The organism is Desulfoluna sp. HI9BLuna (assembly GCF_056829775.1).
On record NZ_CP186555.1, the window covers coordinates 5,482,936 to 5,502,563 of the forward strand.

15 protein-coding genes are annotated in these 19,628 nt (G+C 51.1%); all 15 read left to right on the forward strand.

Translation table 11 applies throughout. The features are described 5' to 3' along the window. Nucleotides 1–20 precede the first annotated feature (20 nt). The 15 genes from ACOYW0_RS22365 (at nt 21) to ACOYW0_RS22435 (ending at nt 19,624) form a co-directional block, all read left to right on the forward strand. The gene (locus ACOYW0_RS22365; protein ID WP_482415963.1) at nt 21–446 is read left to right on the forward strand and encodes a hypothetical protein; all 426 of its coding nucleotides are present in this window, start codon (nt 21–23) and stop codon (nt 444–446) included. Between the two features lie 99 nt (nt 447–545). After that, nucleotides 546–1,754, forward strand: a complete 1,209-nt coding sequence (locus ACOYW0_RS22370; protein WP_482415964.1) for a hypothetical protein — start codon at nt 546–548, stop codon at nt 1,752–1,754. Between the two features lie 37 nt (nt 1,755–1,791). Continuing rightward, nucleotides 1,792–2,304, forward strand: coding sequence for a hypothetical protein (locus tag ACOYW0_RS22375; RefSeq protein ID WP_482415965.1), 513 nt, complete (start codon nt 1,792–1,794; stop codon nt 2,302–2,304). Nucleotides 2,305–2,564: 260 nt separating this feature from the next. Next, nucleotides 2,565–3,104 (forward strand): hypothetical protein, encoded by a 540-nt coding sequence (locus ACOYW0_RS22380; RefSeq protein ID WP_482415966.1) that lies wholly within the window; start codon nt 2,565–2,567, stop codon nt 3,102–3,104. 46 nt (nt 3,105–3,150) lie between these two features. Then, nucleotides 3,151–3,348, forward strand: coding sequence for an RING finger domain-containing protein (locus tag ACOYW0_RS22385; RefSeq protein ID WP_180141788.1), 198 nt, complete (start codon nt 3,151–3,153; stop codon nt 3,346–3,348). A 317-nt stretch (nt 3,349–3,665) separates the two neighbouring features. Next, nucleotides 3,666–5,795, forward strand: coding sequence for a DUF6765 family protein (locus ACOYW0_RS22390; RefSeq protein ID WP_482415967.1), 2,130 nt, complete (start codon nt 3,666–3,668; stop codon nt 5,793–5,795). A 562-nt stretch (nt 5,796–6,357) separates the two neighbouring features. After that, nucleotides 6,358–6,780, forward strand: a complete 423-nt coding sequence (locus tag ACOYW0_RS22395) for a GH-E family nuclease (protein WP_482415968.1) — start codon at nt 6,358–6,360, stop codon at nt 6,778–6,780. Nucleotides 6,781–6,813: 33 nt separating this feature from the next. Further along, nucleotides 6,814–7,434, forward strand: a complete 621-nt coding sequence (locus tag ACOYW0_RS22400) for a hypothetical protein (RefSeq protein WP_482415969.1) — start codon at nt 6,814–6,816, stop codon at nt 7,432–7,434. Nucleotides 7,435–7,607: 173 nt separating this feature from the next. After that, entirely contained in the window at nt 7,608–8,168 is a 561-nt protein-coding gene (locus ACOYW0_RS22405; protein WP_482415970.1) for a hypothetical protein, read from the forward strand. Between the two features lie 239 nt (nt 8,169–8,407). After that, entirely contained in the window at nt 8,408–9,382 is a 975-nt protein-coding gene (locus ACOYW0_RS22410; protein ID WP_482415971.1) for a hypothetical protein, read from the forward strand. Nucleotides 9,383–9,843: 461 nt separating this feature from the next. Next, entirely contained in the window at nt 9,844–11,010 is a 1,167-nt protein-coding gene (locus ACOYW0_RS22415) for a hypothetical protein (protein WP_482415972.1), read from the forward strand. 1,319 nt (nt 11,011–12,329) lie between these two features. Then, the gene (locus ACOYW0_RS22420) at nt 12,330–13,454 is read left to right on the forward strand and encodes a hypothetical protein (protein ID WP_482415973.1); all 1,125 of its coding nucleotides are present in this window, start codon (nt 12,330–12,332) and stop codon (nt 13,452–13,454) included. A 34-nt stretch (nt 13,455–13,488) separates the two neighbouring features. Next, complete coding sequence (locus tag ACOYW0_RS22425) at nt 13,489–13,914, forward strand: hypothetical protein (protein WP_482415974.1); 426 nt, start codon at nt 13,489–13,491, stop codon at nt 13,912–13,914. A gap of 1,309 nt (nt 13,915–15,223) precedes the next feature. After that, a complete protein-coding gene (locus ACOYW0_RS22430; protein ID WP_482415975.1) occupies nt 15,224–16,591 on the forward strand; it encodes a hypothetical protein in 1,368 nt (455 codons plus the stop codon). Nucleotides 16,592–16,807: 216 nt separating this feature from the next. Continuing rightward, a complete protein-coding gene (locus ACOYW0_RS22435) occupies nt 16,808–19,624 on the forward strand; it encodes an ABC transporter substrate-binding protein (protein ID WP_482415976.1) in 2,817 nt (938 codons plus the stop codon). Nucleotides 19,625–19,628 lie beyond the last annotated feature (4 nt).

Consider the following 19,628-nt stretch of genomic DNA (forward strand, 5'->3'; position numbering starts at 1 on the left):
ATTGACAAGGGGAGAATACCATGAACCGGAAAACATGTTTCAGGCCGTCTGTTGTGTGGTGCCTCATTTTGTTTATCAACGTGCTCATCCTGGCGGGAATCGGGTGGGCTGCCTTCGGGAACACCGGGGTGAACGACCCCACGGAGACCACGGGCCGGATCATCGCGGAGCTGCAGAAAGTCAGGGTGAAGGCCGAGGCCGATCCGGGCGGGGCATGGGACCTGACCCACGGGGAGTACAGCAAGCTGTTGACCTCCATGATCGATGAGGCCACCAAGGCCTCGCGGGATCAGCAGTCCTTTGCCGCCCACTCCTTTCACATTGTCCTGGGGGCCATCCTCGGCTTTCTTTCGGCGTCGGCGACCATGGTTTTCCAGGGAACAGGGGAGAAGCCCCATGAGGATTCCCCTCCATCCGGGGCGGACGAGGCTGATGAGGGGACATAACGGCCTTGTGACCTTGGGACGCGGCGTTTTGAGCGCAGGGCTCATTGGATGGGGAGGGCAGACATCCTCGGAATCGGTGTGTTGACGAAGGAGGCCATCATGAAGGTCCGGAGGGCGTATTTCAAAACCTGTGACGACATTCCGGATATCCGGAACCTGCAAGGCGACTTCAAACCCATCGATGAATATGGGTTCGAAACCTATCTGGATCTGTGGTCCGAGCGGTTTTTCGGCAAGGATCGCTTTGATTTTGCCGTGTGGGGGGCTTACGAAGAAAACACGTGGAACTACACCGCCTATCACAGGGACGGGTTCAGGCTCAGGGCTTCCCAGACCAAGGGGGATATTGAGTTTACCCACCGGGTCACCGGCGGCTCCCACGGCAACGTGCCGTTCCAGGCATACCGGGATACATTTCTGGGGGGGCCCATGTTCAAGGAAAACCGGCCCATCCTGACGGATATCGCCAATCCGCTTTTTTCCGTTGTGGATCACAACAGTGCCCATCATATGGCCTACATCCTTGCCAACAAGAGCTTTCGAGGCCACGAGGACAAGGCGTGGCGCCGGGTGGTCATTAACTTCGACAATCACAAGGACTATGAAGCCTTCAACCCGGATGCAGACTCCATCTGCTGCCAGAACTGGGGCCAGGCCTTGCGACCGCGCCCGGACGACAAGACCCTTCATCGGGATCATCCCGTGTCCCGGTACGTGGTCCTGGGCCTGGGCAGCACCATCGCCAACGTGGTCTCCTGGGGACTCGGCGGCATTCGGTATCAGGACAAGGTGGATCTTTCCCAGGAGATTTTACTTGCCAACGCCCTGCGCAAAAGCCTTGAGCTCGGGGAACCCCTGGAAAATTACCTGTTCCATATTACCGTGGACCGCGATTTCATGAAAGGCAGCTACACCCCTTATGGCGACGGCCCCCATTACCCGCATGAAGGCCGCAACATGGTGCTTCAATGCCTTCATTTTCTCAAGCAGCGCGGGGCCACACTCGGCGGGTTCGACGTCACCGGACTTCCCTGTGGTTCCAGCGTCTGGTTCAACACCATCGTCCCTGTTATCTACGCGCGGTGGGTCGCCGACAACCCCATGTCTGAATCGTTTATGAGGGAACACCGCGTTCCCGTGGAATACGTTGCCAAGGTCCATCGGATCTGCGATCGGCTGAGCCTTCCCCGTCGTCCCCTGGACGAAGAGCCCCAAGCCCGGGTGCTGATGAAAATTCAGACAGCCCTGGCCTTTGATCAGCTCTGCGACGACGTCCGATGCTTTTACGATGCGATTCTGGCCTATTGATGCCGTTTCTTTAATCAACCAAATTAAGGAGAACACCATGATTGTTGAGCAGAAGAGTGAAAACAGTGTGAATGCCTTAGGGGTGTCCTGGGGACACTACTCAGAAAACCAGATGCCGGTAACGGTGTCCTTGGGCACGGACAGCCTGGGGAGCTGCTTTGCCTTTATCCGCGTGGACAAAGACGACGAATCCGTGATCTTCGCCCATGTCTCGAGCGACGGGGAGACCGATACCCTTTTGAACAGGAACTTTGCCGTCTCAGGTCTTTTGACCCCCGCTAACAAGGAGATCCAGTACCTCTACGTGAAGGGCAAGGAGCCCAACGACAACACGGAGCGGCGGATCAAAAGCCTTAAAGACAAGTACGGTGGCGCCGTTTACCAGAAAGCGGACTATGCCGGAGTGGCCCTGTCTCCCTTCAAAAAGGCGGACGGCAAGATTGTGATCACCCACTGCAAATCCATTACGGCAAGCAACAACAACACCTATGTCACCAACACGGAAACCGCCAAATTATGGGCGGGCACCCATGGGCTTGAGTCCATGTAAGTGGCTGGTGGTGAATGGCCAGGAGTGAATAGTGAGTAGAACCGTCTGAACCGCAGCGAATTTACGATACCCCGCAGGGCGCGCCGTGCGCACCGCCATAGCAACATCCCACACCACACCGAATCCTCTCCAGCCTGTAGGGTGCACTTCGTGCACCAAATTGCTTCCGCTTCAGGACCGTTGTCGCGATGTCGATCATGCAACGAATCACCATCCATGCCCCCTGACTTTTCCCAAACCTAAAAATGGAGGTAACAACCATGCCGATGTGTGGTGCAAGACCCGCTTACCCTTTCGACGACATTTTACCCGGTGCTGTCGGCCAGAACGCAAGGCACCATCTTATCCCTTGGGCCCAGGTGTGTGCGGTGGGGCGGGATTACATCATCAATGAGCAGGCCAGAATCCAGGCTGTTTTTGACCACTATGATGCCGCCAGCCTGCTGGCGGCAAATCTGGGGGGATGGGGAGGGACCGGGCAGGCAAAGGTTCTTGCCGGTGGCGACGGGCTGATCAACCAGATCCTTGTACGAAATGGCGAAGCCTTGGAAGAGTTTGCCGGTTTGTTGTCATGGCTGCCCGGAAACCTTGTGGTTGGGCCCACCGTCAGGCCCCTGCACCCGGATCCCGGTGAGGCGTTCGATGATTTTGCCTGTGAAAGGAGAAGTGCTACCGATGGTGAGTATGCTGACCTGAGGGTGGAGTGGGAAAATGCGGACGATCAACAAAAATTTGAATTGATCAAAGACCTGGCGGGAAAAACCATGCTCAATGACAGCGCCAATGCCGGGCTGTGGTGATTCCCATCCATGTACTTTTTAGTAAACCCCACAAAAGGAGATTCCCATGACAACCTGCACGATATGCCTGAAAAAATTCCAGAAGGGCGACAACATCAGAACCCATGACTCCGACGCCACCGGGGAGACAGTGGCCCATCCGTTCCACGAAGAGTGCCTTCGGGAGTGGTATAAGACCCGGGACACATGCCCCATATGCCGGGATCGCATCGATTGGGATGACTGGATCATCGTGGAGATATGACGGGGATTCAACGAAAAAAGAAAGTACCTGGCGGTCTGCGCTGGCTTATTCGGTGGGGAGAACGCAACCGCCAGTCTTGATGTGGGCCGGTGTGGAATGTTTCGTCTATTTATCTCTCTTCCTGTGACCAAAAATTGCTTTCTTTGCCATGTAGGATGGGCAAAGCGGAGCGTGCCCATCTTTTATCTGAACCACCCCACCGGCAATTTTCATGCGCTACATATGGGCACTCGATTCGTGAAGTATTCGAGCTGTCAGAAGTAAAATGCAAGGACGACAAATCGTTTTCGTGACGTCTACCAAGAAGGAGACGAGATATGAATATCGATTTTCATTACTACGCAACATACACCGCGGCACGCATTGCCGGTTACAGCTTTTCAGAAGCCCAGACCATCGCCCACGCCGCACAGTATGTGGACGAGTCCGACCGTTCGTTGTTGCAGAATGAGGCCGGACAACCCCATATCGGTGATTTTGAGATGGTTCCCACCGTGCAGACCAATGAGGAGATCGTCAAATACAATACCATTGCCTGGTCAGGAACCAACCTGGACGAAACCATGAGCGTCTGGATTCCGTTTCACTTTCTACCCGGCAACTACGGGCATGATCACACGGTTGGGTATACCGGGCCCATGGAGGATCACGGTTGGACCAACCATTGGGTGTTCAACCGGGAGTCGGAGCAGAAGTTTAAGCTGATATGCCTGCCCAACAGCCTTCTCCTTGGAGAGATGATCAACAATGTGGTGGAGGCACACGCCGACAATCTGCAGATGCTCGGCCTGCGTATGCATATTTTGTGCGACACCTGGGCCCATTGTTATTATGCGGGTATTCCTGCCTGGTTCATGAACAATGCAGGTGAAACGGTGATAAGCATCGCTCCCGACGGATCCGAGCAGCAGGTTGCCTGGAAACGTGTCTGGCCTCTGGGGGATCTGTTCAACCCGGAGATCGCCACCCCGGCTCTCCCGGCGTACAACTCCTACGCCTATCTCGGCCACGGGCGCATGGGGCACCTGCCGGACTATCCCTACATGGCGTACCGTTACCAGCCCCAATGGTCCGGGCAACCCATCATCAAGGACAATCGCGACTTTTTTATGCAGGCGTTCAAGCAGATGGTCCAGGCCATGACCTGCGTCCGCAACCGCACCCCCTTTGCGGTGGAGACCTACGCCCCGTTGGACAGCGCCACCGAACAGGTGATCCGCGAGATTCTGGACACCCGTGAGCCCGATCAGTGTGAGGCCTGGAGAAAACATATCGGTCGCATCCTGGTGAACGGGCAGGCGCTGGATGTACCTGAAACCTTTGAGCGCATGCAGTGGTTGAATGAATACCTCGCCAGCAGCGACAAAACCGGAACGTCGTATTACCGGTTCAATCGGGCGGCTGTGGACCATCTGGGACTGGTCCATGGCCATCTGGAGAGCCAGGGGCTTTTCTTTCTGTCCGGCGACGAGGGGCCCAATACCGTCAGCATGCGGCTTCGTAACCGGGACGGCGCCTGCATCGGCAAGATGTCCGAAAGCGCCTATGGCATCGGCAGCTCCCAATATTATCCCCGCATGAGCAACATCGGCCTGACCCAAAAGATGATCAAACCGGACGGTGGCCCGCTACGCTCCGGGGCGGTGACAGAGATCAAAACCACCGAAGATGCTGTCGGTGAATACGCCTTCCTGGGAGCCTGGGAGACGCCGGCACTCTACTATTACACCAAGGATTATTCGGTCAACAAACAGCGCTGGATCATCGAAAAGAGCGATCTCAGCCAGGACGACGTGATCCGGCCGGGTGATCGGGTATACGTCAAGAACCAGAACTTTACCGACAAACCCTACCTGGCCGCCTATCAGTATGGCGACGGCTATCAGTACCTGACCACCATCGCCACCCAGGTGGAGTGGGACCTGGAAGAGGGCCCCATGCCCGGCGGGGTACCCGTCCAATACCGCACCAGCGATGTGACCCTGCAAGGTGGCAACGGCCAGTTCATCGGCGCCATGCAGGAGGAATCACTCTTTCCATCCACCCAGTATTTCCCCAAAATGCGCACAGCCGCCATCACCGTCTCGCTTATCCATGCCGACAATGAAGACTCACGGAATGTGGCCCGGCATGGTGCATCCATCAAGATCAAAACCAACGAATCGGCCACCGGTAATTACTGCTTTCTCGGCGCCTGGGCCACCCCGTCCCTTTACTACTACATCAAAGACTACGACGCCTCCAAACAGGGCTGGACCCTGGAGAAGATTAATCTGGAAGATGGGGAAGAGATCCGGGCCGGTGACCGGGTGCGGATCAAAAACCATCACTACGCCGACAAACCTTACCTCGCCTGGCACCGGACCGCAGGTGACAACTACCTGACGACCATCGCTGACGGCAATAGTGACGAGGCGATATGGGTTGTGGGTGTGAAAATGGGTTAGCACGGATAAGCAATTCGGAAATCCGTATAAACCAAGGGCGCTTTTGGTTGGTGTCCAGAAGAATATTGATGCCTTCGTTTCATTGTAGGATGGGCAAAGCGGAGCGTGCCCATCTTATGCCCGCCATATCTCACCATTTGATCATCTGACGAAAAACATCACGATGAATCGGTATCTACATTTTGAGGCATTTCCATTCTGCATTCACCTAGTGGGCACGCTGTGGCTTTGTCTATCCTACAGCACGTGGGGCGCCATTGCCGAGCGTTTGGCCTATTTCCCAGATTTTGTTTCGGGGTTGTAGAGACCTTATTGTTTTGGGGCTCTCGAATGTCAAGATGGGGCTCTTGTATACGGTTTGAGATGGAGTGGGTTGTCAATACGGGACAAATATTAAAGTAGGTGACCCTTCTTTCTCTTTCTGAGGCGTACCATCGCCTTGATATAGAATGGTGCCTGGAAGAGGATGCCAAAGGGTAGTTGACGGTCATTATCCCTAAAAGAAACGGTCACAGCATCATGGTCCGGTGGCCGTTTCCACGATCAACAAAGGAGAGACCCCATGAAACGATCGTATAAAGATCAATTAGCCCTGCCGGAAGAGGTAACCATAACCATCACCATCGAGGAGGACGCCAGCGTAAATCAGGCTGCGGTGAATGCCTACGTTGACGAGCTCTCCCGTCCCGGATGGTACACCCACGACTTTTCCAACCGCAAAGACACCCGGCTTTTCATGCTGGAGCGTTACCAGCCCTTCACCCCCAAAACCATTGACGGAAAACTGACACGGACCTGGGTGTGTGAGAACTGTGAGGGTCTCATTTTGTACGAAGGGGTTCAGATTGGCCACAAAAGGGCTTGGAAAGAGGAACTGAAAGCCGCCGGTGTGTTGAACGCGGAGGAGGCCAAAGCCGCCTACAACAACCTCAAAAACCTGCGCATCGAATGCTCCACCTGCAACCAGAGTCATGATTGGGAGTAGCCTCCATGGGGGGCCTTCAAAGGAGAAAAGACCATGGCCATCTATGAGTTCAACGCCCAGCAAGACAGCGGCTCCACTATGTGCGGGGCCTTTGCCCTCTGTGCCTTTTTAGGGGAAAAGGGCTACAGGCCGGAAGATATCATGTATGCCATTTCGCGGGGGATGTACAGCGGCGTCCTTGAGAGTGAAGCGGTCAAAAAAAGACGGGACGACCTTGAAAAAAAGATGATTTCCAAGGACAAATTTGTGGCCTGCTGTGTGTATGAAATTGTTAAGAGTCCTGATCTTCGGGGCTTCTGTTCACCGAAACAGATGGTCGAGTTCGGCCGGTTCGGATTCGGCCTTCACCTGAAAATAAAAACCCAGACCAAAGACTACACGGAAGCCAGGTTCCAGGAAACCATGGGAGCCATCGGTACGCATATCCAAGGTATCGAATACGCCATCTATGCCCGCATTGCAGCACCTCAGATCCTTGTAACCATCATAGGAAATCCGGAGATCTGGTACGAAGGGATGCACTACATTGCCCGAAGCCTCAAAGGTCACTACATCGATTCCGGTTCAGGGTTTGGCGACCGGGGTCACTACGAAACGCCCTTTCAGGACAAACCCAGACACTACTCGAAGTGGGGCCCCCTGTGGGTGGAGTGACCCGTCTCAACCCCACGGCCCATGGCTTAACCTGTGTGGGAGGGTCACCTCACGGGGAATCCACCGGCCTTCCGCACAGGCTCCCGGCCCAGTGCCGCACCCCCCTTTCACGCTGATCACCCTTTTTCCGGGGGGCTTTCCCCCACAACACACCAACCCAAAGGAGATGAAACATGGATGTAGAGTATCTTTTCAGGCCTCACGATGAGGCTCCGTTATGCGATGGCGTTTCCATGGGGCATTACGTGATGCGATCATTGCCCTCCGGTGAGCTGGGCACAGACTCCATGGCCAGTTGTTTTGCGTTTATCTATATCACGCAAAAAAAAGAGGGAAGCTACGTGTTGATGGCCCATGTGGCAACCGATGGGGATGAGAAGTGGCTCAGGGATTTGAACCTCAGCCAGGGCTCCAAGGATGAGCTGTTTTTTATGGTGACGGGCATAGGGCCCAATAAAAACACGGAAGCACGCATGGACCGGCTCCAAAAGCTCTACCATATTCCCAAAGAGCACATCAAATCCAACAAGGACAAGGTGGGCGGTGTGGTGGTCAGTTCAGTAAAAGCCGATACCAAAACGGTTACCATCACCTCTTGCGCCAAAATCAAGGCCAGAGATGCGGCGGGCTACAAAGCAAAAACCAACGCTGGCTGGGCCAAGGGGAACCAAGTCCCCCTCTCCCCGCAAACGGCCATGGATGGTCAGAATTACGACAATGAGTTTGAGGGCTAATCGTCGGTCAGGTTTTGTTTGAACCGAAAGTGCATTGACGTGTTGTACGTGTCGGGTGGGGCATCGATAGACGATGGCCCCACCATGAAACCGGCACCTTGTGGAGGAGTGAACCAAGCTCAAAGGGCTCTTAGACGTCACAGCCGTAAATAATGATCTAATACAATAGCATAGCTTTCCTTTGGTTGGGTCGCTCATTATCGGTGCGCCAGTCCCAAATAGCCCTGTCGGAGGCGCTCATGTATGCTTATAAAACCCAGAACAAATCTGTCCCAAGAGGGGCTGCAAACAGAGATCCCGGCGGCCAGCGCGCAACTGCTTCAGCCCAGGGGAGTGCGCTGGTTTGCCAGCGCGCTTTGCACGCCTTTAAGCAGCCTGCCGTTCCCAATGTGGATCAAGCTCAAATCGCAGCCGATGCCGCCACCATTGATGGGTTCACGAATGCGGTCTATCCCAATGTGTGGCAGGCCATTCGAAACTCGTTTCCGCCCACCAGCACACCCTTGACTGCCGCCATGTTTCCCAACACCTCCGCTGGCCGTGTCACAAACCTTGTCAATGCCTTGAACGGCGGTAATGTGGGCGCAACGCTTATGGCCATCGGCTATGTCATTGAATCCGAGGTTTCTGGTGCCGTTTTACCAGCAGGTACAGCCACTCAGGTGCCTGTGGGAAATGCCATTCCTGATTTTGTCATCACCCACAACGCAGAGCGCGGGATCCTCGACCTCACCTCCACCGGCCAACTGGGCCATGTGTTAAAAAAAGACTTTGCCAAAGGGCCCTTTCCTTACATCGCTGAGACCGTCTACCCCAGCGTGAACTATGCCAACATCACAGGAGGGGCCGCAGGGCCTCCGGCTGTGGGTGGCGGGCTTGCCGCCGCAGCAAACCTTGCCCAGAGAAACCATGCGAATGCAGCGGTGAGGTCTGGGTTAAGCAAGCTGAAAACCTTGCTGGATCTTTATGTGTCGGGAGTCTATATGGGCGATAAAGCCTTTGGGCAGAGGGCCGTTGACACCAAAACAGGTATCAACCTAATCCTCGGTATAGGTGCTGCCTGGACAGGCGCCCAGGTCCAGGGCGTGGATGATCTTATTGACGATGTGAATTTGACCCTGGCAGCCGACGGCCAGCCCAGCATAAACACCCCGTCGGATATCATCGATGCAGCCCGCGATGATTACGTGTTGGCTGGCAATCCGGTGTGGTGATGAAGAGATCGTGGATGGAGAGGTGTCGCGTCTTGACAATACCTCACCTTTTGATAATCCGCCGGAAAATATCACGATGAATTGGTATCCACATTTTGAAGCATTTCCATTCTGCATTCACCCGATGGGCACGCTGGGGCGTCAATGCAGAGCGTTCGGCTTATTCCCCAGAATTTGATAGGTGTTTCAGAATCCTAATTGTTTTGGAGCTGTCAAATGTCAAGGCGCGACCCCTATACACTATTGTCAGAGCGGCAACTGATGTGGTGACATATTGATATGACGACTACGGAAAAATGATTGAGGTCAGGCGGCCTGCTTGGGTTTGGCAGTGCGGGGTGAAGCGGTGAGGGTTGCCAAAACGGGACAGTAATCACTCTTTCATGAATGGGGTAGGGGCAATTTTGTTAAATGTGTAGGTTTGTGCCCCCTTCTTTCTTTTCTAAGAAAAGGACTGAGATATGTATAAACAAATAGAAAAGCCGAAAGAGAATAAAGAGGCGGTTGCCAATTCTATAGTTCAAATAAAGAATACTGAAAAGCAAGGCTTTGGGTTTGTAGGCAATCCGCCTGCCTCTCAAAAAAAAGTTATAAAAATTGTAAAGGAGAACACTGAAAATCGTCACTCAAACAAAATCAATCGAGCCACCTCGACTAAAGGTACGATGTTAACGGAGAAAAACAAAGAAGTTATCCAGCCGTTTGGATCAATAATTTCAGATTGGTGGATAACGAGGCAGCTAAAAAAAGAGGTTAGAAATAGAAGGGACAAAATCTTACGGTATATCGGTTTGATGAACAATGATGAACAGGAGAATCTAACTGACAATATGAATGGAATTGATGTGAATAACTTAATAATTCCAGATGAAAGAGATGATCTGGATGCTCTCAATACTGATTTGCAGAGCATAGAAGATTATATTAGAAATAACTTCAGTTTTCATTATAGATATGAACATTACAGTCGTACAGGGCTTATCGAAAGTGATGCGGAACAAACTGAGTTGCGAGATACAACAGCGGAAGATTATGATCAAGATCGAGTTAATAACTTGATTCATACTTCACCTGAAGTGCGTCCAGTTGATAAAACAAATGAATCTACAGAACAACTCGTTAATACGATCTTTCAGAAGTTTATAGCACGTCCGGTGACCTACTCTTTAATGACGATGGGTAGTGCTTATATGTTTTCTAATAATGATAGTCCTGAAATGAACTGTATAGGCTTATCGAGTAGTTTTGCTCGCCTTCTGAAAAGTGTTGGTATAGAAGCAGAACCACGACAGGTGGATAGCGCTTCAGGTAATCGTTTTTTAACTAAAATTCCAAACTTTATTGATGGAAATGTTAAAGGCCATATATATAAAGGTACTTCATTACAGGAGGGGTACTATGTATTTTCTTCTCATTATGCGACGTATGTACCTGCATTGGGGACGTATTACGATCCAACTTCTAAGTCAATATATAATATTTTTAGTTGTGTAAAGTGTAAGGAGAAGACGTCAAAATCAGGCAATCCGAAACTATATCCGCAATCTGGTGGCTTCGAAGGAAAAGCGTTGATAATGACAAATGAAAATGTTGCTGGTGGGTTTCATAAGATTATACTGAACCAGTAAACAAATGGAAAATCCATAGCAAAACATAAAACGGGCCTGTAAACTTGTTAGCCAACTTGTTGAACAAAGGATTGATGAAGCCTTAGTTATGCCTATGCTAAGGCAATAACGAAAACCTATAACAAAACAAAATTGCATCGCCCTTAAGCCACAGTGCAACACAAACGCTCAGGAGAAGGGTGCGCGTCTTGACAATTGAAAATTGCCTGCGTAAATCTTTTTGCCACGCTTGTAGAATTTTACTGAATATCCACTATGGGTCTATCTTATTGAAAATAAAACTAACCTCTGTCATCTAATCAATTAACATACAGACTTTTTTCTAACTTCACCAATGCAGTCTGATCCTTCAGGGGGAGATATGTGTACCTTCGCCAGTGTAGTAACCGAAGTGGAGGCAATTGAGGTTGTGATTGCGGGGAAATGGTTGAGGTCAAGCGGTCTGAACGGGTTTGGTGGTGCGGGTTGTTAATACGGGACAGATATTCATTATTCTTAGAGTATAAAATATGGATGAGAAAACCGTAAAATTAGTCAACGTTGCCCCATTGATTATTTTTTGTTAAATGTCAAGACGCGACCCCTATACACGATGAATCGGTATCCACATTTTGAGTCATTGTCATTCTGCATTCATCCGATGGGCACGCTGATGCTTTGGCCATCCTACAGTGAGCGGGACGGCATTGTGGAGCAGTTGGCCTATGTCTCAGATTCTGTGACTCCTAATTACAAAAAGCGCCTTCTATTCATTGGATTCGCGACCCAGTGTTATGGTCGTTGTATTGTAGGATGGGCAAAGCGGAGCGTGCCCATCCTTTACCCGAGATACCTCACCTTTTGAGCACCTGATATAACCATCACGATGAATTGGCGCCCCCCTTTTGAGGCATTTTCATTCTGCATTCATCCGATGGGCACGCTGACGCTTTGCCCATCCTACAGAGAGCGGGGCGCCATTGCAGAGAGTTTGACCTATTCCCCGGTGTCTTGGTGATGAGGAAACTTATTGTTTATGGGTTGTCAACTGTCAAGGCGCAACCCCTCCTCATATCAGGTGTATTCAAGCTTTTTTGGGGCACAGCAGCCCGAAGACCACTCAAATTTACACTCATATCACGACAAAGAGATTTGATAATATTAAATCACCTTTCGACAATCTGGATATATGAATAAGGTGGCTTTATTCACCAAGATCAGTCGAATAAAGACACCTTTTTGATGATATATCAAATATAAAATCCATCGGGGGGGCTGTTATAGGCAATTGAAGAAAGCCCATAACAATCGATAAAGTCCAATTAGAAAAGGTTTGAAATATGTATGAACAAGTAAATAAACCTAAAGAAAGTAAAAGTCAGTCGATTGGGATTGAGGTTTCTCAAAAACCAAGGGGTAGTGAAACTACTTTTCAGTTTGTAGACAATCGACCTGAGGCAATTGCTCAAAGGCAACTGCAAGAGAAAGCGAGTAATAGTTCACAAGCAATGCAACTGAAATCTTTTCAAGAAATAGTCAAAAGTGGCCCTCAAATCAAACAAGCAGCATATTTGCAAGCTGGCATTGTAAAGAAAAAATGCCGTAGCTTTAAGGCAGGTATGATGGGACAAACCGTAATCAATGCAAAGCCTTCTAATGTTGCTCAATTAACCAAGCAGGAAGCGGCAGATGCAACAGCAACTTGGACGGATTTCAACAATAATGTGCAAGATGTGAATAACAGGCTGACAGCTGATTTTTTGGCGATAAACGCCGAGTATAATGCTATTGATTTGGCTCGGGCACCACTTGCTCCGTTGGCAGCCAACGTAGCGTCAGCTTCTCCGTTTTTGGAAGCTACTACGGCTGGATTAAAACATGACATGAATGAGATTGAAGCTCATGCAGGAGGCTATTTATTTCAACAACAAGTTAGAGATAATATTAATGCTAATTTGCCTCGAAATTTTGGTGCTGGTATTGGAGTTAGTGGTGGTAGTAATAACTTTTTAGAGCCAGATCTTGTGTATAGTGATGGTGGAGGGGGACGACAAGCGATTGAAGTTAAACGGACAACAACGGCAGGTGGATTAGATGGAATGTTTACTTCTGCAATTGGACAAATTAGTTTAAGACGTGGTTTTGACTCAGGAGGAGCAGTAATCCAAATTACCGAACCGGGTCTCGTTGCCACAATGAATACCGGTGCAGGCAGAGCAGCCTTCGAGGCACACGTGCTTCTTGGCATAGGAGCGCGTCGGTTGGGATGGCAGAGCTGGTGGAATTCTATATTTGGAGGCGGGATTGCTGGTAATAATATTGTTATTACAGTAGAAGTTCTAGATTCTAATGAACAACATCTCTTTGATCGAGATTATACTATATCGTCTGTTGCTGGAGTCAATCGAGCTGGCGCTGCAATGCGAGTTTACAACAATGTTGTTCGAACCCGACTTGGAACTTGATCCAGAAAATAAATGACATAAGGAGGGTAAAATAATGATCAAAATTATCGAGTTAGGACTCGATGCGCGCCTAAACTTACGAGGTATGTGGATTGAAGAGCTCGGAGAGATTAACACCTCAGTCCTTGCTAAAAAATGCTTACTTGCACAGCAGCTATCCCTTTCTCCATTTATCGAAAATGGGTTGCTTAATACAGAAAAAGAGTTGCAGCACCATGAAGAGGTTTTTACACTTCTTGAGAAGACTGAAGCCAATGCAAGTCTTATTATAAGGCAAAAGGAAGTTGTACAAGTTCTGAAAAGTCAATTGCAACAGCATAAAAATAAAACCGATTTCATCGGATATGAAGAAGCGATTTTAGCTCAAATAGAAATTGATCAACTAGAATGGAGAAGAGGTTACTTCGAAGACCTGATTGCGGAAATTGATGGGTTAAACAAGAAGACCAGTAGGATATAGTAACGGGGCAAGATTCGATCGCCAAACTGCTGCAAGGGTTTGTATGCTATATTTCTTGGTGTTGCCATCAGAGTAATAAAAAGACTATAACACCAAACAAGCAAACATTAACGGCACTCAATTTAATTTCTAAAAAGTGTGATAAGTGCAAATCAAAAACAGCCCATAACAAAACCTAAAAGCCATTGAAAACATCTTTTAGCCCAATTGTTCAAGAAAGCCGCAACGCGGCAAACCATTATTCAGCCTTCATAGCAAGCTCATAGAACCCGCAACACAACCACTTTATTTTAGGAAAGATACATCGTAGCCTGCCGAACAACACTAACCTTTTTAAAAGGAGACTACGATGCACGACTATTATGAAAAATCAATGTGCGCTTTGCAACGGGCAAGTTTGGGAAAGAGCACTCAGAAGACATGCACACGCGCTGTTCGCAAGCTCGTCGATTACTGCAGCAAAACGCCTGGTCAAATTTACCGAAGAAGAAATTGACGCTATTTTCTTCATCGTCGAAACGGTTACGGATGGTCCGCCTCCACCATGGGTATCGTCCATTACGGAATCAAGTTCTTCTTCACGAATGCATTTAAGCAATACTTTCACCTCTTTTTTTACCTGAAGGCCAAGGGGGAAAATAGCCTGCCGTATATCCTCCGCCGGAGAAAGTCTTTCGCATATTGGATTATGTGACAACCCCACCCAAACTGGCGTTTTATGATACGGTCTATGCATGCGGCCTCAGGTTATCCGAAGGCCTCAATCTCTGAATTTCAGATATCGACAGCACCCGACTGATGCTTCACGTTCATCGCGGCAAGGGGGCTAAGGATCGCCATGTACCTTTGCCGGAACACACACACTGATACTGACAACCGAAAACCGGCCTTTTTTGAGCAAAGAATCGATGTGACCTTCGGTTATGATTAATTGCTAATGTTCAATGATCCTTCAAACCGCCCTCACACCAAAAAATTATTTTCATATCCTCACTCACTACCATCCACCCACTTTATTTCTTCATAAGGTCATGCCTACAAAAGCATCAAATCGCATCAGAAACATTCAGGCTTTCTTCTTGGTTCTTTCCCTTGTCTTTTCCGTGATGATGATCTGGTACTACCGGGCCGACAGGGCGGCGTGTGTTCGGGAGACGCTTGATATGGCCAGGGCAAAGGTGGGAAGGTCCATCGGGCGTACGGCTTTTGACGGTGCGGGTGCCGCACCCTACGTTCGTATAGCTGTAGATAGAATCCCATACTGCAATGCTCTATTTTGACGATATTTTTATACTTTGGGGGTAAGAGCATGTATGCATACGCATATGACGCCAGGGAACCAGTCAAAAAGGCATGTGCCTATTCTACTTCGGGGCAAAAGAAGCTGGAAGACGAGTCTTTGCCGGCTCGTAATGGCATTGTGTCGAAAAGACAACGAGGTTGGCTGTGTCAAAAGGGCGCCACGTCCTCGCGGGTCGTTCAGCGGGTGATAATCGGCTACTCGATAACAAGGCTCGGGCACAAACAGCTTCGAAAAGAATTACGGGACGTACACCATCTCACTGATCGGGAAATTGACTATGTGATGATGCTTCATGAGCAAAAAAGACGGTATAAGATTGAAACAGCGGTTGAAAAAGCCAGGAAAAAGAAGTTTCCAGAAGATGCTGCAGTGGATGGGGATGATGCTGACAGCATGAGTTACCTTGCATTGTTGAACCTCTTGGCAGGGGATAAAGATCCAAAAGACATGACGTTGGAAGAGATCCATACCGAACTGGTCGATGATGAAGAGTATATTCCCGGGGATCCGTTCAAGAGTTTCTTTACTGAAAAGACAACCGGAAGTTCAAAGGCCATCGGGTTTCGTAAACGAAGGTTTGATAAAGCAAAGGGGCCGAGGGACAAAATGCTGACGCCCAAAGAACATTTCAATTTTCAGACATATACTTTCGGCCTTGCGGACCGGGCAAAGATGATACATCTGTATCGCTCCTTGGATCAAAAGGCTTTGAAAAAACTGAAAGCAAAGTATGGCGAAGAGAACTTTCTTGACATCAGCACCTACACACCTCAGTTCTCACGGGGGTTTATCGCGGGGGGGATACATTCAAACAAGACGTTTCAGATACATGAACAATTGAAAAAGAACAGCGCCTTTCTTGGCCGGGCCAAAGAGACGAAAAAGAACCCGGAATCAACGGCTGTTCTCGGGCGAGAGATGCTCAGCTTGTTTGAAGCCGGGTATAAGCCGAAAAACAAAGGCGGTGAGTTTTTCATGGAACCGCCGAGAACCGAAAAAACCGGTGAACCGATCATACCAAATTACAAGGACATGTTGCGGGATCGTGAGACGCTTCCGTCAAAAGTCGCTCCGATGACCAAAGCGAAAAGACAGAAAATTGAAGATGACTACACGAAGAGTTTGAGCCTCAGTATGCCCGAGGATAAGTTGCCTGTATTCACCAATCGTGATGTTGAGCCGGACGAAGAGCTTAAAGGGAAGCACGCCTTGGATATGGTGGGTTCCATGGCAAAAATTTGGGACATGGACACACCCAACCCCTCCATCGATTACAAAGGTAAGACCCTCTTTGCGACAGCCCCTGAAAAGAAAAAGAAAGACACGACATCCCTTTCCAGCATTTTTGCCAGCCTCTCAAAAAGCAAGAAGTGATGTCACCGGGCTGACCTCAACCCTGTGATGCATACCTAACTATATATTTGATGAAAAATGGTCTTCACAAACAACTGAATGTGATTCAAGTCGATTGTTGAGTCGCATTTGGTCGCTTTCCAAGTGCAAAATGTAATTCACCGTTTTCTGCTCGATTTTCTCATCCACCAGACTAACCCCCACCCCATGAGGCCCCCCATCAAAACAATCCGCTGCATGATCCTTTCGACCCTGTTCGTGGCCGCTTTTGCCCCCTGTCTTCTGTTTGCAGGCGGCAGGGGCGATCTTCACATTGCCGTGGTCTGTCCTTTGTCCGGCAGGAATGCGTCCAATGGCAAGGCGGTGATCCAGGGGGTGCGTCTCTATGTGGATGCGGTGAACAGGGGAGGCGGGGTGGATGGGCAGAAGATCGTTCTGGATGTCTACGACGACGAGGATGACGCGGACACGGCGGCTAAAATGGCCCGTGATATTGCCGGGGCGGATCGGGCGTTGGCTGTTATTGGGCATGAGAGCAGCACCTGCTCCATCATGGGCGGGGAAGTCTACTTGCAGCATCGGATTCCGGCGCTGTCTCCCACCTCCACGGATGTGCGGGTGACCCGGAGGAACCCCTGGTATTTCCGCATGACCTTTAACAACGAGTTTCAGGGGCGGTTTCTGGCCAATTACATGCGCAAGGTGTTTCGCCAGGGGCACGTGAGCGTTATCCACGAGGACCTGGCCTACGGGGCCAATCTTGCCGAGGTGTTTGTGGGGGCGGCCAGCAACCTGGGCATGACGGTGCCCTATGTGTGGCGATATGACGTCAAGGACAAGGGCCTGGACCAGCGCCTGGAAGAGATTGTCGATGAGCTTGACCGGGCCGGGGAAAAGGCCGGGGCGGTGTTCATCGCCCTGCACCCCCCGGAGGGGTTCAAGCTGATTACCCTGCTCAGGGACCGGGGCATCGAAAATCGCATTGTGTTTGCGGCCGGGCTCTCGTCTCCGAAGTTTCTTCAATTGTTCAGCCGGTATCCCAAGGAGATGGAGCACCCTGGTTACTACACCGACGGCATGTACGCGGCAAGCGGGGTGATCTTTGACACGGCGGATGAAAAAGACCAGGCCTTTATGGAGGCCTACCGCAGGGCCTACGGGGAGGAGCCCAACCGGCGGGCGGCGTTTTCCTATGACGCGGCAAAGGTGGTTCACAGGGCCCTTTTAGAGGCGGGAATCTCCGGGGACCTGGAAGAACTGGCCGTGGACCGGCATCGCATCCGTCAGTGGCTGGCATCCCGGGACTCTTCCTTCAAGGCGATCTCCGGGGTGACGGGGCGGACCTATTTCAACGCAGACGGCGATCCGTCCAAGCCCATTACCATGGGCATGTTCAAGAACAGGCGGTTGGTCTCTGCTCCGGTACAGCTCCAGGAGGTGCCGTCCCTGAGCGAAATCCCCAATGTGCGGGAGGCCCTTGCCCAGGAACGGGTGATCCGCGTGGGGGGGCGGTACTTCTACAAAACCAACGTGGTTTACACCGGGGTGCAGATCAACAAGATCAGTGAGATCGACATCCGGTCCCAGACCTACCTGGCGGATGTGTACATCTGGTTTCGCTACCACGGAAACATCGAGCCCCAGGAGATTGAGTTCCTCTATGCTGCCGATGCTGTGAGCATGGGAACCCTTGTGTCGGAAAAGCGCACGGAGCGGATGACCTATCGCAAGTACAAGGCCACGGGCCGTTTTATGATGGACTCCTATTCGGATCGGCGCATGTACGGAGAGCATGTGCTCAATATCGGCTTCCGGCACCGAACCATGCCCCGGTGCAACCTCGTCTATGTCACGGACCTTCTCGGCATGGAGCCGCCGGAGACCCTTCGGACGAAGATGGAGACGTCCCGGGTTCTGGGACCTTCCGAGGACTGGGCCGTGAGCGGGATCTACTTTTCCCAGGGGGTGTCGAAAAAAGAATCCCTGGGCCATCCCGACCACCTGGAGAGCCAGTCCGGGGTGGTGGACTATTCCAAGTTCAAGATCGGGGTACGCATCAAGAAAAGGGAGCTGCGCCTGCGCCGGAACCTTCCGCCGGCGGCCGTGAACTATCTGTTCGGCGGCTCTGTAATCGTGTTGATTTGCGGGTTCTTGCCCGGGATCAAGCGGGAGTCCTTTCTCCTGATAAAGGCCGCCACCGTGGCAATTCTGCTGGTTTCCACCGAGGTGATGCTCCTGCAGTGGTTCCTGGAGCGCCACCAGACCCACCACCTCCAGCCCGTGATCCGCATGTTCGACATCTTGTGGTGGGGTGTTCCGGCATTTTTCCTGATCCGGTGCATCGAGCGCTACATCTGGACACCCCTGGAGCAGAAGACCAACCGCAGCATTCCCAACCTCGTCAGGAGATTTGTGAAGATTTTCATCTGGATGCTGGTGTGCTTCGGGATCCTCGCCTTTGTCTTTGACCGGAAGATCACCAGCCTCCTGGCCACCTCGGGGGTTATCACCATGATCATCGGCCTGGCCATCCAGGTGAACATCGCCAACATTTTTTCCGGCATCGCCATCAACCTGGAGAGGCCCTTTCAGATCGGGGACTGGATCAAGATCAACGATCTTGGCGAGGGCAAGGTCTCGGACATCACGTGGCGGACCACCCGGATCTGGACGTCGGACAACAACATGGTGAACATCCCCAACAGCATGGCCTCCGAGGCTGTCATCGTCAATTACAACCGACCGGACGAGGCCTTCAAGATCGACATCGACGTCCACCTGGACGTGGTGCATCCCCCGGAGCAGGTGGAAGACATTTTGCGGGAGGCCATGCTCTCGGTCACCGGGGTGCGGCGGGCCGAGGTGCTGTTCCGGTTCCATGAGTGGGGCTGCATCTACACCGGGTCGGTGTTTGTCCGGGACTACGGTCAGATCCAGGGGTTTCAGCACGCCGTGACCAAGAAAATCTGGATGGCCCTTACCCGGGCGGGCATTGAGCCCGTGGGGTTGCGCTATGCCCCCTGGGTGGGCCAGGAGCCTTCTTCGGAATCATGATCTT